This is a genomic window from Nocardioides turkmenicus, assembly GCF_011045035.1.
GTDB lineage: Bacteria > Actinomycetota > Actinomycetes > Propionibacteriales > Nocardioidaceae > Nocardioides > Nocardioides turkmenicus.
Genome location: NZ_JAALAA010000008.1, coordinates 23,860 through 37,731, shown reverse-complemented (window position 1 = coordinate 37,731; position 13,872 = coordinate 23,860). Strand labels below are relative to the sequence as shown.

The window sequence follows — 13,872 nt, the reverse complement described above, 5'->3', positions numbered from 1 at the left end:
CGCACTCGCGGCGTAGGTTCCCTGTGACAGGGAACCACAGGTCAGGAGAGACTGGTTTGACCACGACCGGAGTCGTCGGCGGCGGGATCGTCGGGCTGGCGGTGGCGCGGGAGATCCTGCGCCGCCGCCGTGCCGAGACGGTGATCGTCTTCGAGAAGGAGAGCGCACTCGGCGCGCATCAGACCGGCCACAACTCCGGCGTGGTCCATGCCGGCATCTACTACAAGCCGGGCAGTCTCAAGGCGCGGCTCTGCACCCGCGGCCGTGACCTGCTCAGGGACTTCGCGGCCGAGCACGGGATCCCGTTCGAGGAGTGCGGCAAGCTCGTCGTCGCGGTCGGCGAGAACGAGATGGGCCGCTTCGACACGCTCGAGAAGACGGCCACGGAGAACGGCGTTCCGGGGCTGAGGCGGGTCGGCCCCGAGGAGATGAAGGAGATCGAGCCGTACGCAGCGGGGCTGGCCGCCCTGCACTCCCCGCGGACGGCGATCACCGACTACGTCGCGGTGGCCGAGGCGCTCGGCCGGGAAGTCACCGAGTCCGGGGGAGAGGTACGCCTCGGCGAGGAGGTGACCGGCGTCCACCGCGTCACCGGCGGCATCGAGGTGGAGACGCCCGCCGGACGGACCCGGGTCGACCACCTCGTCGTCTGCGGCGGACTGGAGTCCGACCGGCTCGGCGAGCTGACCGGCGGCCCGAAGGCGCCCCGGATCGTCCCGTTCCGCGGCGAGTACATGCAGGTCAGCGCCGCGAAGCAGGATCTCGTCCGAGGCATGGTCTACCCCGTCCCCGATCCGCGCTACCCCTTCCTCGGCGTCCACTTCACCCGGCGGGTGAGCGGTGGCCTCGAGGTCGGCCCGAACGCCTTCCTGGCCCTCAGCCGCCGCGGCTATGGCCGGATCGCGGTGACCCCGCGCGACGTCGTCGACACGCTGGCGTGGCCGGGGTTCTGGCGGTTCGCCGCCGAGCACTGGCGCACCGGTGTCACGGAGCTTCGCGGCGTACTGTCCAAGCAGGCCTACATGCGTGAGGCTCAGCGCTACGTGCCCGACATCGGCGCCGCCGACGTCGAGCGTGCCGGCCTCGGGCTGCGGGCGCAGGCCGTCGAGCGCGACGGCTCGCTGGTGGACGACTTCGTCATCCACCACGGCGACGGCATCACCTCGGTGCGCAACGCGCCGAGCCCGGCCGCGACCTCGAGCCTGGCGATCGCCGAGTACGTCGTGGACCGGATGTCCTAGCCTCGGCTCAGTCGACCTGCTCGCCGGTGGGCCAGTCGGCCGGGTAGTCCTTGGCCACGCGGTCGTGCTCCTTGGTGAGCTTCTTGCGGGCCTTCGCGGAGATGCGGTCGCCGAAGACCGTGCCGTTGGTGTGGTCGGTCTCGTGCTGCAGGCAGCGGGCGAGCAGCCCGTTGCCCTCGAAGTGGACCGGCTCGCCGTCGAGGCCGAGGCCGTCGACCGCGGCCCAGTCGGGACGGCCGCAGTCGACGAAGGCGCCGGGGAAGGAGAGGCAGCCCTCCAGGTCGACGTCGAGGCGACGGTCGTCGCCCTCGGGGAGGGTCAGGACGGGGTTGCAGACGACGCCGACCGTGCGCCGCCCGGTCGCGTCCGGGCAGTCGAAGACGAAGATCGCGGCGTCCTCGCCGATCTGGTCGGCGGCCAGGCCCACACCCTCGGCGGCGTACATCGTCGCCACCATGTCGGCGGCGAGCTCGGTCAGCGCGGCATCGAAGACCTCGACCTGCTTCTTCGGCCGGTGCATGACGGGCGTGCCCCAGCGCGTGATCGGCCGCACCCTCCCACCCTCGGGCAGGGCGCCGTGGGGCGCGAGCGGGGCAGCGGATTCGAGCGAGGAGTCGGCCATGTGCCAACCCTATAAAGAACTCGTTCGTCGTTTGTTACCGCCATCACCACGCTCAAGTGTAGACCGCGTTGTAACTCCCAGTTACAGTTCTACCCATGAGTATCCTCCAAGGCCTACGCGGCGGGCTCGCCAACGGCGTCCCGTCCGGCGAGTCGCGTGACCCCATCGGGTTCGCCGTCGCCGGTCTGCGCAAGCTCTCGCAGAGTCCTGCGCTCGACCGGCTCGGTGTCCGCAAGCAGACCGAGCAGGTCGTCTTCACGGTGACCCGCAGCGGGTTCAAGACGATGGCGGCGACCAGCCGCGCGTTCAAGAAGAGGGGCAAGCAGGGCGCCCCGGGCGTACGCGTGCCCAACGCCATCCCGAAGGGCGTCTTCGACCTGACCCCGACCGAGGACGAGCAGATGCTCGTCGACGTCGTCACCGAGTTCGCCGCCGAGGTCGTACGTCCCGCCGCGGCCGAGGCGGACGAGGCCTGCGCCGCGCCCGACGAGCTGCTCAAGTCCAGCCTCGAGATCGGGCTGCCGATCCTGGGCGTCCCCGAGGAGCTCGGCGGCATCTCCGAGACCCGCTCCGCGGTCGCCGGCACCCTGGTCGCCGAGGCGCTCGCCAAGGGCGACCTCGGTCTGGCCGTCGCTGCGCTCGCGCCCGGATCGGTCGCGACCGCGCTCGGCCTGTGGGGCACCGACGAGCAGCAGCAGACCTATCTGCCCGCGTTCACCGAGGGCAACGTCCCGGCCGCGGCGTTCGCGCTCAACGAGGACAAGGTCCTCTTCGACGTGCTCTCCCCGTCGATCACGGCCACCAAGACGGCCGACGGCTACACGCTCGACGGCGCCAAGTCGCTGGTCGCCCGCGGCGCCGAGGCCGAGTTGTTCGTGGTCGGTGCCTCGCTCGACGGCAAGCCCGTGCTGTTCCTCGTCGAGTCGTCCACCCCGGGCCTGAGCATCGAGTCCGAGCCCGCGATGGGCGTACGCGCCGCCTCGCTGACCAAGCTGACCCTGACAGACGTGAAGGTCCCCGCGACCGCCGTCCTCGGCGAGACCGACGGCTCGACCTACACCGAGGCGGTGCGGCTGTCGCGCCTCGCCTGGTGCGCGCTGTCCATCGGCGTCGGCCAGGCCGTCCTCGACTACGTGACGCCCTACGTCAAGGAGCGCGAGGCCTTCGGCGAGCCGATCGCCCACCGCCAGTCGGTGGCGTTCATGGTGGCCAACATCGCCATCGAGCTGCAGGCGATGCGCCTGGTGACCTACAAGGCCGCCAGTCGGGTCGCCCAGGGCATCGACGCGACCCGCGAGATCGCGCTGGCTCGCAAGCTGTGTGCCGACAAGGGCATGCAGATCGGCCTCGACGGCGTCCAGCTGCTCGGCGGTCACGGCTTCGTCAAGGAGCACCCGGTGGAGCGGTGGTACCGCGACCTGCGTGCGATCGGGATCATGGAAGGCACGGTGCTGGTCTGATGGCCATCAATCTCGAGGACCCCAAGAAGCTCAAGCCGCTGCGCGAGCAGATCCACCAGGTCGCGATGAACATGCTGCGACCGATCTCGCGCAAGTACGACAAGGCCGAGCACGAGTACCCCACCGAGCTCGACATGCTCGCCGCGATGGCCGACGGCCTCGCCGAGTCCGGCCAGGGTGAGGGCGCGGGCGCCACCGGCGTACGCCGCGATTCCAAGCCCGACGACGGCACGGTCAAGAACGGCGCCAACATGTCCTCGGTCATCTCCGTCTCGGAGATGTGCTGGGGCGACGTCGGGCTGACCCTCGCGATGCCGCGCCAGGGCCTGGGCAACTCCGCCATCGCCTCGGTCGCCAACGACGAGCAGCACGAGCGCTTCGACGGTGTCTGGGCCTCGATGGCGATCACCGAGCCCGGCACCGGCTCCGACTCGGCCAACATCAAGACCACCGCCACGCTCGACGGCGACCACTACGTGCTCAACGGCGAGAAGATCTTCGTCACCTCCGGTGACCGCTCCGACGCGGTCGTGGTGTGGGCGACGCTCGACAAGGAGCTCGGCAAGGCGGCGATCAAGTCGTTCGTGGTCGAGAAGGGCACGCCGGGGATGAAGGTCGAGCGTCTCGAGCACAAGCTCGGGATCAAGGCCTCCGACACCGCCACGATCACCTTCACCGACTGCCGCGTGCCCGCCGAGAACCTCCTCGGAAGCCCCGAGATCAACGTCAAGGAGGGCTTCGCCGGCGCGATGGCCACCTTCGACAACACCCGTCCGCTGGTGGCATCGATGGCGGTCGGCTGCGCCCGCGCGGCGCTCGACTACACCCGCGACCTGCTTCAGCAGGCGGGCGTCGAGATCGACTACGACCGGCCCGCCCACCTGCAGTCGGCGGCCGCGGCGAAGTTCATCCAGCTCGAGTCGGACTACGAGGGGGCGTACCTCCTCATGCTCCAGGCCGCCTGGATGGCCGACAACCGCCAGCCCAACTCCAAGGAGGCCTCGATGGCCAAGGCCAAGGCCGGCCGGATGGGGTCCGACGTGACCCTGTCGTGCGTCGAGCTGGCCGGCACCATCGGCTACTCCGAGGGCGAGCTGCTGGAGAAGTGGGCCCGCGACTCGAAGATCCTCGACATCTTCGAGGGCACCCAGCAGATCCAGCAGCTGATCGTGGCCCGGCGGGTTCTCGGGCTCACGTCCGCGGAGCTCAAGTGACCTATTAGGGTCTGCCGCCATGAGCGTTCTCGTGGTGTCAGCGACCAAGGCCGAGGCGGCCCATGTCCCTTCCGGGCTCAAGGTGGTGATCACCGGGATCGGGAAGGTGGCGGCCGCTTCGGCCGTCTCGCGTGTACTGACGGCAGATCGGACGATCCAGCAGGTCGTCAACATCGGCTCCTGCGGCGCGCTGCGCGACGGCCACACCGGCCTCATCGAGGTCGGGACGGTCCTCAACCACGACTTCTCCGCCGCCGCGATCCGGTCCCTGGGCTACGACGTCGAGGACGGCCTGGAGGTCGGTGACTCCGAGATCGTCTGCGCCACCGGAGACATGTTCGTCACCGACACGGTCGTTCGAGCCGAGCTCGCCCAGCGGGCTCACCTGGTCGACATGGAGGCCTTCGCGGTCGCCTGGGCGGCCCGCGAGGCCGGCGTACCGGCACGGATCGTGAAGCACGTCTCCGACAATGCCGACGAGACCGCCTTCGACTGGGCCAACGTCGTGGACCGTTCGGCCCGCGACCTCGCGGACTGGCTCGCCGCGAACGTGTGACGTGCGCCCCTGTCCGGGGCCGTCGGAGGGACCCGCTGCACGGACCTACTCGTCGGTAGGATCACAATCCGGGTGTGGACGCATTGCAATCGGGAGTGGTGGAGCTGCTCCGGTCCCGCCTCGGCGGGGACCGCGGGAAGACGGGTGACGAGGCGACCCTGGCCCTGGTGATCGAGGGTGGCGGGATGCGCGGGATGCTGTCGGCGACGATGGCCGCGGTGCTCGCCGACCGCGGGCTCCTGGATGCCGTCGATCTGGTGGTCGGGACCTCTGCCGGCGCCGCCAACGCCACCGCGGTCGCGGCCGGCACGATCGGCGCCTTCAGCGAGTCGTACGCCTCGGTGTTCGCCTCGCCCGAGTACATCGGCGCCGGGCGGATGCTGCGGCGCAAGTCGATGGTGGACACCCGAGGGATCACCGCGCGCTCCGCGGAGCTCTTCGAGTGGTCGCTGGCGCTGCGCGACGGCGCGCCCCGGCTCGCCGCGGTGGCCACCGACGTGGTGACGGCGAAGGCCGTCCCGCTCACCGACTTCGCCGACGCCACCGATCTCGCCGAGTCGGTGATCGCCTCCAGCCAGCTGCCGCTGGCAGGCGGCCTCCCGGTGACCGTACGCGGCCGCCGCTGGCTCGACGGCGGGCTCGTCGAGCCGGTGCCGGTGGCCTCGGCGGCGGCGCTCGGGGCGACGCACGCGATCGTGCTGGCGACCCGTCCGTTCGGGACCGCGCCGGTCTACGGCCCGGCCGACCGCGTCATCGAGCGCTACCTGCGCCGGGTCAACCCTGAGCTCGGCGAGCTCTACCGGACCAGGCCGGCGCGCTACCGCAGCGCGGTCGCGGAGATGAGGTCCGGGAGCTGCGCGGGCGTGCATACGCTGACCCTCGCGCCCGACGCGGCCGCCCCGATCCCCGGCCGCACCGAGACGGACGTCGACCTGCTGCGGGCGGCACGCCAGGCCGCGGTGGACACCGCGACCCGGATGCTGGGGGACGCGGGGCTGGCCTGAGTGGGCGCGGTGGATGCTGACCGAGGTGACTCGGTCAGTGGCCGCTGACTTCGGGGAACTCCGCGAAGTCAGCGCGAGCTCACCGAGTCACCTCGGTGAACATCGCGCCAGCCGACGGGCTCGCGATCAGATGGCCGGGAGCGCCGTAGCCGGCCTCGGCGAACGCCTTGTCGATCGCGCCGCTGACCGCCTCCACGGCAGCAGCGGGGAGGATCGAGACGATCGAGCCGCCGAAGCCGCCGCCGGTCATCCGGGCGCCGTCGGCGCCGGCGTCGACCGCGGTCGCGACGGCGAGGTCGAGCTCGGGGACGGAGATCTCGAAGTCGTCGCGCATCGAGGCGTGCGAGGCGGCGAAGAGCTCCCCGATCGCGGCCCAGTCGCCGGCGCCCAAGGCGGACACCGTCGGCTCTACCCGGGCGATCTCGGTGACGATGTGGCGGGCGCGGCGGCGTACTAGGTCGTCGTCGAGGGTCTCGACCTGCTCCACGGTGGCTTCGCGCAACGAGCGCAGGCCGAGGTCGGCGGCGGCCTTCTCGCACTGGGCGCGCCGGGAGGCGTAGCCGCCGTCGGTGAGCTGGTGCTTGACCCGGGTGTCGGTGACCAGGACGGTGCGATCGCCCAGGGCCAGCGGGACGCTGCGGTGCTCGCCGGAGGCGAAGTCGATCAGCAGCGCGCCGCCGGCCTCGGCGAAGACGGCGACCGACTGGTCCATCCCGCCGGTCGGCGCCTTGGCGACCTCGGTCTCGGCCCGGATCCCGGCCGCGACGACGGCCCGCTGCAGGTCCTCGTCGAGAGCCCGGCCGGCGACACCGAGCGCCGCCATCGCGGTGGCGCACTCGACCGAGGCCGACGACGACAGGCCCGCGCCGAGCGGGACCGACGACTCCAGGTACATGTCCAGACCGCCGGACACCAGGCCGGCCTCGCGCAGGGTCCACAGCACCCCCGCGACGTACGCCGCCCAGCCATCGATCTCCGGCCCGAGCTCGTCGACGTGGCCGGTGAACGGCTCCGGCTCCTGGGCCGAGGCGATGCGGACGACGCCGTCGGCGCGGGGCGCGGCAGCGGCGTACGTCGCGTGGGGGAGTGCCACGGGAAGCACCAGCCCGGCGTTGTAGTCGGTGTGCTCACCGATCAGGTTGACCCGGCCCGGCGCCCTCCCGACCACCGTGGCCACGGTGCCGAAGGTGGTGTGCAACCCGTCGGTCGCGCGGACGGTGAGGTCGGTCGGCTCGAGCATGGTGCAGAGTCTGCCCGGTCACTCCCGAGGAGCGCTCATCCGGGTGCGTCTCAGCGTCGTGAGGAGTTCCGTGAGCGGCCGCGGACGATGCCGATGAAGGTCTGCACGCGCTCGTCGTCGTTGTCGATCAACCACGCCAGGCCGACGGTGGTGGGCTCGACGCCGACGACGGGGCGGAAGACGGCGTCCTTGCGGTGGTAGAGCCGCGCGACCGACATCGGCACGATCGCGACACCGGTGCCGGCCGCGACCGTCTCGACGGCGTCCTTCTCGCTCATCGGCGGCCACGCGAGCTGCTCGACGCTCGGTGTCCAACCCCCGCGCTCGGGGATGACGAGCTGCTCCTCGGCGAGGTCGTCGAGGGTGACCTCGTCCAGCAGGGAGAGCAGGTGCTCGTGGCCCATCACCGCGACCGGCTGCTCCTCGTAGAGCGGGATGCAGTGCAGACCGTCGCGATCCACGGGGAGGCGGACGAGACACATGTCGAGCTGGCCCTCACGCAGCAGCCGCTCCTGGTCCTCCTCGGTGACCGGGACGAGCTCGAGCCGCTCACGGCTGCGGTCACGCCAGATCCGGGCCCACTTGTCGGGGGTGGCTCCGGTGACGAAGCCGACGGTGAAGGTCACCGTCGCATCCTCTCATCATCGCGCCTGGAATCAGGCGCCGAACCCGGCCCCGATCCCGTGCTGAAGAACACGGCGTTCTCTACCACCGTCAAGTTTCTATCGAGTGACAGTTTTGCTAAGGTCGAAGACGTCAGCCGAGACCGGCTGCCGGACGAGGGAGCCGTACCCGGAGGCGCGACAAGACGGCCGTCTGGAGTGGTCATGTCCTGGCTTTTTCTCGTTGCATCCGGCGTCCTCGAGGCCGTGTGGGCGCTCGCACTGGGCCGCACCGAGGGCTTCTCGCGACTGGTCCCGTCGATCGTGTTCGGCGTCGCCCTGGTCGGCAGCCTGGTGGGGCTCGCGATGGCGATGCGCACCCTGCCGATCGGCACCGCCTACGCGGTCTGGGTCGGGATCGGCGCCGCGCTCACCGTCGGCTACTCGATGTTCGCCGGTGAGGAGTCGATGAGCCCCGTGCGCGTGCTACTCATCGTCGCGCTCGTCGGCTGCGTCGTGGGCCTCAAGCTCACGCACTGATCGGTTTGGGGGCGGACACGTGGCCCAGCGCTTGACTCTTTCGATATGAGTGCGAAACTTGCCCTCTCCCACGTTATCTATCGAGCGACAGAAAAAGGCGATGCCACGGTGTCACAGATCTCGCCGCGTCCGGGTCGCGGCCGTCCACGGCTGCTCCCCGGCAAGATTGCGGCGAACCCCCGAGATCAGATCCTCGCTGCCGCTGCTGAGCTCTTCGTGAGCCGCGGATACGCCGGCACCACCACCCGCGAGATCGCGGAGGGTGCCGGCCTGAGGCAGGCCTCGATCTACTACCACTTCGGCAGCAAGGAGGAGATCCTCGCGGTGCTGCTCGAGCGGTCGGTCCAGGACCGCGTCGAGCAGGCCGGGAAGATCGAGGCCGGGATGGGATCGGTCACCCCCGACGTGGGCCTCTACGCCCTCGCGGTCAGCGACATGAGCGCACTGGTCGCGATGCCCTACAACATCGGCATGCTCTACCGCCTCCCCGACGTCATCGCCTCGCCCGTCTATGAGCGCTACGGCCACCTCCGTGACGACCTCGTCGCCGGCTACGGCCGGGTCGCGCAGCGGGCGGCGGGGGAGCGGGTCTCCGCGAACAGCGGCGAGCCCGGGCTCGGCGAGCTGCTCGTGCAGATGGTCGAGAGCGTGGTCAGCCTCCGCCGTGACGACCGCGTCGGCAGCACGACCGTGGCCACGATCGCCTCGGCCTGCCTGCGTCTGTGCGGGATCGCCGAGGACGCGATCGAGCACGCGCGCGAGGCGGCGCTCACCGCCCTCGCCCGAACCTGACCCCGGCGCCCGGGCGCTCAGTGCATCCCGGGCTCGTGGGCCAGATGGGTCTCGGGCTCGAGCTGGAAGGTGGAGTGCTCGACGTCGAAGTGGCCGGCCAGACAGGACTGGACCCGGTCGAGCACCTTCGGTGCGCTGCCGTCGAGGAAGCACTCCGGTCGCAGGGTCAGGTGGGCCGAGACCGCGGGGAGGCCCGAGGTGACCGTCCAGGCGTGCAGGTCATGCACGTCGACTACCTGGTGGACCCCTAGCAGGTGCCGGCGCAGGTCCTCCACGTCGACCTCCGCCGGCGCTCCTTCGAGCAGGATGCGGCCGCTGTCGCGCAGCAGACAGACACCGGCGTACGTCATCAGGGCGACGACCACGAGCGACGCCACCGGGTCCGCGCGCGTCCAGCCGGTGAGCAGGATGACGATCGCGGCGACGAGGGTGCCGATGAAGCCGTAGAGGTCGGAGAGGACGTGCTGGTAGGCGCCCTCGACGTTGAGCGAGGTGCGGTTGGCGCGGGCCATCAGTGCGGCCGCGAGGATGTTGACCGCGCAGCCGACGACCGCCACCACGAGCATCGGCCAGCCCTCGGCGTCGGGTGGGTGGATCAGCCGCCGGATCGCCTCCACGGCGACGACCGCGGCGAAGACGAGCAGGGTGATGCCATTGAGCGCCGCGGAGAGGATCTCGGCGCGCTTCCAGCCGTAGGTCCACTGGCCGTGCGCTGGCCGGGCGGCCAGCCGCATCGCCCACAGCGCCGCCGCGATCGCGCCGACGTCGGTGAGCATGTGGCCGGCATCGGCCAGCAGGGCGAGCGAGTCGGCCAGGATCGCCACCGTCACCTCGCCGACCAGGAACACGCCCAGGAGCGCCAGCGCGGCGACCAGGTAGCGCCGGTCGGCTGCCGGGGAGATGTGGTCGTGGTCGTGCCCCATGTTCGATGAGTCTAGGTCCCCCGACGATGGGCAGAGTTCGCGTGCGCAGCGGTGGCGGTCGTGGGATGGTGCAGCCATGTCGCAGGCCGATGAGTTCTTGTCACTGCACCTGCCCGGAAGCCCGCTGCTGATGCCCAACGCCTGGGACGCCGGCTCGGCGAAGGTCCTGGCCTCGCTGGGCTTCCAGGCGCTGGCCACGACCAGCAGCGGGTACGCCGCGACCCTGGGCCGCCTCGACGGCCAGGTCACCCGCGACGAGGTGATCGCCCACGCGACCGCGCTGGCCGAGGCGGTCGAGGTGCCCGTCTCGGCCGACCTGGAGGCCGGCTTCGCGGCGACCACCGATGAGGTCGAGGAGACCTTCCGGCTTGCCGTCGGCGCCGGGCTGGCGGGCGGGTCGATCGAGGACTACGCGGGTCTCGAGAAGGACACGATCTACCCGATCGAGGAGGCCACCCAGCGGGTCGCCGCGGCCGCCGCTGCCGCCGGGGACGGCTTCGTCCTCACCGCCCGCGCCGAGAACCACATCCGCGGCCGCGATGATCTCGACGACACCATCACCCGCCTCCAGGCCTACCAGGAGGCCGGCGCCGACGTGCTCTTCGCGCCGGGCGTGGTCGCCGTCGAGGACGTACGCCGCCTGGTCGACGCCGTCGACCGTCCCGTCAACGTCCTGCTGCTCCCGGGCGGACCGTCGGTCCCGGAGCTGGCCGAGGCCGGCGCGGCCCGCATCTCGGTCGGCGGCGCCTTCGCCTTCGCCGCGCTCGGCGCCGTCAAGCGCGCCGCCGAGGAGCTGCTCGGCACCGGCACCACCGGCTACAGCGAGCTTGCGGCCGAGGGTGCCAAGGCGTTTCGCAGCGCTGGTTGACTGGCCCCGTGACCGATGAGCTGAGGGTGGTGCGCGCGGGGTTCGCGCCGATCAAGGGGACCAGGCACCTGGCGTACGACCGGGTCGAGCTCGACGCCCAGGGGGCCGTGGGAGACCGCGGGCTCGCCCTGGTCTCGGTCGACCCCGCGGACCCGGCTCGCGGTCGGGTGCTGCGCACCGTCCAGAACCCGTCGCTGGTCGCCGTGCGGGCCGAGGTCGTCGGTGACGGGCTCGACGTGGCGCTGCCCGACGGCCAGACCGCCTCGGCGGAGCCGGTGGCCACGGGGGAGAGCATCACCTGCGACTACTGGGGCCGCGAGGTCGAGCTGGAGCTGGTCGACGGGCCCCACGCCGAGCTGTTCTCGACGTGGCTCGACCGTCCGGTGCGGCTGGCCCGCGCCCGCCGCGGCGACGTCGTCTTCGCCGGCTCGGTCTCGGTCGTGGCCACCGCCTCGCTGCGCGACCTCGCGGAGCGGACCGGCCAGGAGGCTCTCGAGGCCGCGCGGTTCCGGCCCAACCTGGTGGTCGAGACCGACGAGCCCTACGCGGAGGACACCTGGCTCGGCCGCGAGGTCCGGGTCGGCGGTGCGACGCTGCGGATCGGCGTACCCATCCCGCGCTGCGCCGTGATCGACCTCCATCCGGAGACGGGGGAGCGGGACGTACGCGTGCTGAAGACGCTCGCCACGCACCGTCCGCTCAACCGGGCCGGCGAGCCGGCGTTCGGGGTGTTCGCCGAGGTGGTCACGCCCGGCGTCGTGGGCTGACCCCGGCCGTCATGGTCCGCGCACAGGGACGCATCAGCGCGGACTCAGGTGGGCTGCGTACGCTCCAGATGTGGACATGCAATCGCTGTTGTCGCGCGACTCCGTCAAGGTCGCGCTCGTCGTCAACGCCGGCTCGCGCCGGGGACAGGACGCCTTGGCGTCGTCGGAGGAGATGCTGCGGTCCGCGGGCATCGCCGACGTGCACTCCTACGCAGTCCACTCGGGGGAGGAGCTGGAGTCCACGCTCGACGAGGTCGCGGCCGACAAACCCGATCTGCTCGTCATCGGAGGCGGTGACGGCTCGGTGGGCGCCGCGGCGGCGCGGATCGCCGGGAGCGACGTCGTGCTCGCGGTGCTGCCGCTCGGCACAGCCAACGACTTCGCCCGCACCCTCGAGCTCGACTTCGACCCGCAGACCGCGGTCCGGCAGATGCTCGAGGGAAAGATCATCAACGTCGACATCGGCCGGGCCAACGGCCACGCCTATCTCAACGTCGCCTCTTTCGGCCTCTCGGTCGCGGTGACCGAGGCCCTGAACCCGCGGCTGAAGAAACTGATCGGGCCGGCGGCCTACCCGGTCGCGACCCTGCAGGCCTACCGCCACCACAAGCCGTTCACCGCCCGGCTGGAGTTCCCCGAGGGCGACCACGACCCGATGGAGCTCGACGACCTGCTCCAGGTCGCGGTCGGCAACGGCCGCCACTACGGCGGCGGCAACACCGTCTCGCCCTCCGCCTCGGTCGACGACGATCTGCTCGACGTCTATGCCATCGTCCGCGGCCGGATGCGGGACCACGTCTCGATCGCGCGGCTGCTCAAGAGCGGCCACTTCATCGAGCACGAGCAGGTGCACCACGTGACCACCTCGGCGGTGCGGATCACCACCGACGAGGCGATGCCGGTCAACCTCGACGGCGAAATCGTCACCGAGACGCCGGCCGACTTCACGCTCGAGAGCAACGCGCTCCACGTCGCGGTGCCGATCCGCAGCCGCGCCGGCCGCCTCGACGGCCCGCCGCCGGACGTGCAGAGCTAGGGTCGACCCGCCCGAGGCACGTCGACCCGGATGGCGAGCAGCCGGGCCTCGGTGCTGGCCTTGCGCGGCTCCTCGAAGAAGTCGGGCGCGGCACAGGCGTACAGGGTCTTCCCGTCGCTACCGCCCAGCATGCACGCGAAGACGCCGCCGTCCAGATCGATCTGCTCGAGGATCTCGCCGCCTTCGGCGACCCTGACCAGCCGGCCGAAGACGGCGTCGGCGGTCCAGAGCGCGCCCTCGGCGTCCAGGCAGCAGCCGTCGGGCGCGAGGACGGCGTCGCCCATCGCCTCGGCGAACGCGGTGTGGGTGCTGAGATCGCCGAACTTCGCCCACGTACGCCGGTTGGTCAGCGACCCGTCCGCGGCGATGTCGAAGGCGCTGATCCGGTTGCCGCAGGTCTCGTCCACGATCAGCGTGCCGTCGTCGGTGATGACGCTGCCGTTGGGGAACCACAGGTCGTCGGCGACCTCGGCCACCGTCCCGTCCGGGTCGACCCGCAGCAGCGCGGTCGGCGCCACGTCGGCGCCGGCCATGATGTCGAAGCCGAAGTTCCCGACGTACGCCCGGCCCTGCTCGTCGACGACCATGTCGTTGAGATGGTGATCGACGTGGCCGCTGAGGTCGGCATGGGTGACCAGGGAGCCGTCGGACTCGCGGCGCAGGATCCGGCGGTCGCTCATCGAGACGACCAGGAGGTGGCCGTCGGGAAGCCAGCCCAGCCCCGAGGGCTGGCCGGGCACCTCGGCCTCCACCATGAGGTCCGAGCCGTCCTCCCGGGCCGAGTAGACCTTGTAGGAGTAGAAGTCCACGAACCAGATCCGGTCCTGGTGCCACCGTGGGCACTCCAGGTAGTGCAGGTCCGTCACGATGGTGCTGATCTCTCGGGCCATGCCGGGCTCCTCCGGTCGACGGTGACAGGTCTCCCGAACACCCTGGCCTCTCCGGCCCGGTTTGTCTCGGCGAACGAAGATTCGTTCGGGCATGTGGACGCCCGGGCCTAGCCTCGA

Annotated in this window: 15 protein-coding genes and 1 riboswitch; of the genes, 10 read left to right on the top strand and 5 right to left on the bottom strand. The window is 71.2% G+C overall.

Going from position 1 to position 13,872, the window contains the following annotated elements; translation table 11 throughout:
* Nucleotides 1-56: 56 nt before the first annotated feature.
* Nucleotides 57-1,241, top strand: a complete 1,185-nt coding sequence (gene lhgO, locus G5C66_RS10840) for an L-2-hydroxyglutarate oxidase (protein WP_165110978.1) — start codon at nucleotides 57-59, stop codon at nucleotides 1,239-1,241.
* A gap of 7 nt (nucleotides 1,242-1,248) precedes the next feature.
* Here lhgO and def read toward each other — a convergent pair whose 3' ends face one another.
* Nucleotides 1,249-1,863, bottom strand: a complete 615-nt coding sequence (def, locus tag G5C66_RS10835; RefSeq protein WP_165110977.1) for a peptide deformylase — start codon at nucleotides 1,861-1,863, stop codon at nucleotides 1,249-1,251.
* A gap of 95 nt (nucleotides 1,864-1,958) precedes the next feature.
* Here def and G5C66_RS10830 point away from each other — a divergent pair, with 95 nt between their 5' ends.
* The 4 genes from G5C66_RS10830 (at nucleotide 1,959) to G5C66_RS10815 (ending at nucleotide 6,097) form a co-directional block, all read left to right on the top strand.
* Entirely contained in the window at nucleotides 1,959-3,323 is a 1,365-nt protein-coding gene (locus G5C66_RS10830) for an acyl-CoA dehydrogenase family protein (RefSeq protein ID WP_165110976.1), read from the top strand.
* Nucleotides 3,323-4,537 carry an acyl-CoA dehydrogenase family protein gene (locus tag G5C66_RS10825; RefSeq protein ID WP_165110975.1) on the top strand — a complete coding sequence of 405 codons (1,215 nt, stop codon included), beginning with the start codon at nucleotides 3,323-3,325 and terminating at the stop codon, nucleotides 4,535-4,537. The genes G5C66_RS10830 and G5C66_RS10825 overlap by 1 nt, the downstream gene beginning before the upstream one ends.
* A 19-nt stretch (nucleotides 4,538-4,556) precedes the next feature.
* Nucleotides 4,557-5,093 carry a nucleosidase gene (locus G5C66_RS10820; protein ID WP_165110974.1) on the top strand — a complete coding sequence of 179 codons (537 nt, stop codon included), beginning with the start codon at nucleotides 4,557-4,559 and terminating at the stop codon, nucleotides 5,091-5,093.
* Between the two features lie 74 nt (nucleotides 5,094-5,167).
* Entirely contained in the window at nucleotides 5,168-6,097 is a 930-nt protein-coding gene (locus tag G5C66_RS10815) for a patatin-like phospholipase family protein (protein ID WP_165110973.1), read from the top strand.
* A 79-nt stretch (nucleotides 6,098-6,176) separates the two neighbouring features.
* Here G5C66_RS10815 and galK read toward each other — a convergent pair whose 3' ends face one another.
* Both galK and G5C66_RS10805 read right to left on the bottom strand, forming a co-directional pair.
* Nucleotides 6,177-7,337, bottom strand: a complete 1,161-nt coding sequence (galK, locus tag G5C66_RS10810) for a galactokinase (protein WP_165110972.1) — start codon at nucleotides 7,335-7,337, stop codon at nucleotides 6,177-6,179.
* A 50-nt stretch (nucleotides 7,338-7,387) separates the two neighbouring features.
* Complete coding sequence (locus tag G5C66_RS10805) at nucleotides 7,388-7,963, bottom strand: LysR substrate-binding domain-containing protein (protein ID WP_165110971.1); 576 nt, start codon at nucleotides 7,961-7,963, stop codon at nucleotides 7,388-7,390.
* A gap of 127 nt (nucleotides 7,964-8,090) precedes the next feature.
* Nucleotides 8,091-8,154, top strand: a riboswitch (guanidine-III (ykkC-III) riboswitch).
* A 10-nt stretch (nucleotides 8,155-8,164) separates the two neighbouring features.
* Here G5C66_RS10805 and G5C66_RS10800 point away from each other — a divergent pair.
* Both G5C66_RS10800 and G5C66_RS10795 read left to right on the top strand, forming a co-directional pair.
* A complete protein-coding gene (locus G5C66_RS10800; RefSeq protein ID WP_165110970.1) occupies nucleotides 8,165-8,479 on the top strand; it encodes a DMT family transporter in 315 nt (104 codons plus the stop codon).
* Nucleotides 8,480-8,587: 108 nt separating this feature from the next.
* The gene (locus G5C66_RS10795; protein ID WP_338144140.1) at nucleotides 8,588-9,271 is read left to right on the top strand and encodes a TetR/AcrR family transcriptional regulator; all 684 of its coding nucleotides are present in this window, start codon (nucleotides 8,588-8,590) and stop codon (nucleotides 9,269-9,271) included.
* 17 nt (nucleotides 9,272-9,288) lie between these two features.
* Here the strand turns inward: G5C66_RS10795 and G5C66_RS10790 are convergent, their stop codons facing one another.
* Nucleotides 9,289-10,194: a cation diffusion facilitator family transporter gene (locus G5C66_RS10790; RefSeq protein WP_165110968.1), complete on the bottom strand. Its 906-nt coding sequence runs from the start codon at nucleotides 10,192-10,194 to the stop codon at nucleotides 9,289-9,291.
* Between the two features lie 76 nt (nucleotides 10,195-10,270).
* Here G5C66_RS10790 and G5C66_RS10785 point away from each other — a divergent pair, with 76 nt between their 5' ends.
* The 3 genes from G5C66_RS10785 to G5C66_RS10775 all read left to right on the top strand — a co-directional run bounded on the left by G5C66_RS10785 (nucleotide 10,271) and on the right by G5C66_RS10775 (nucleotide 12,865).
* Nucleotides 10,271-11,062, top strand: a complete 792-nt coding sequence (locus G5C66_RS10785) for an isocitrate lyase/PEP mutase family protein (protein WP_165110967.1) — start codon at nucleotides 10,271-10,273, stop codon at nucleotides 11,060-11,062.
* An 8-nt stretch (nucleotides 11,063-11,070) separates the two neighbouring features.
* The gene (locus tag G5C66_RS10780; RefSeq protein ID WP_165110966.1) at nucleotides 11,071-11,829 is read left to right on the top strand and encodes an MOSC domain-containing protein; all 759 of its coding nucleotides are present in this window, start codon (nucleotides 11,071-11,073) and stop codon (nucleotides 11,827-11,829) included.
* A gap of 76 nt (nucleotides 11,830-11,905) precedes the next feature.
* Nucleotides 11,906-12,865 (top strand): lipid kinase, encoded by a 960-nt coding sequence (locus tag G5C66_RS10775; RefSeq protein WP_165111160.1) that lies wholly within the window; start codon nucleotides 11,906-11,908, stop codon nucleotides 12,863-12,865.
* Here G5C66_RS10775 and G5C66_RS10770 read toward each other — a convergent pair.
* A complete protein-coding gene (locus tag G5C66_RS10770; RefSeq protein ID WP_165110965.1) occupies nucleotides 12,862-13,755 on the bottom strand; it encodes an SMP-30/gluconolactonase/LRE family protein in 894 nt (297 codons plus the stop codon). The two genes, G5C66_RS10775 and G5C66_RS10770, sit on opposite strands and share 4 nt — an antisense overlap.
* Between the last annotated feature and the right edge of the window lie 117 nt (nucleotides 13,756-13,872).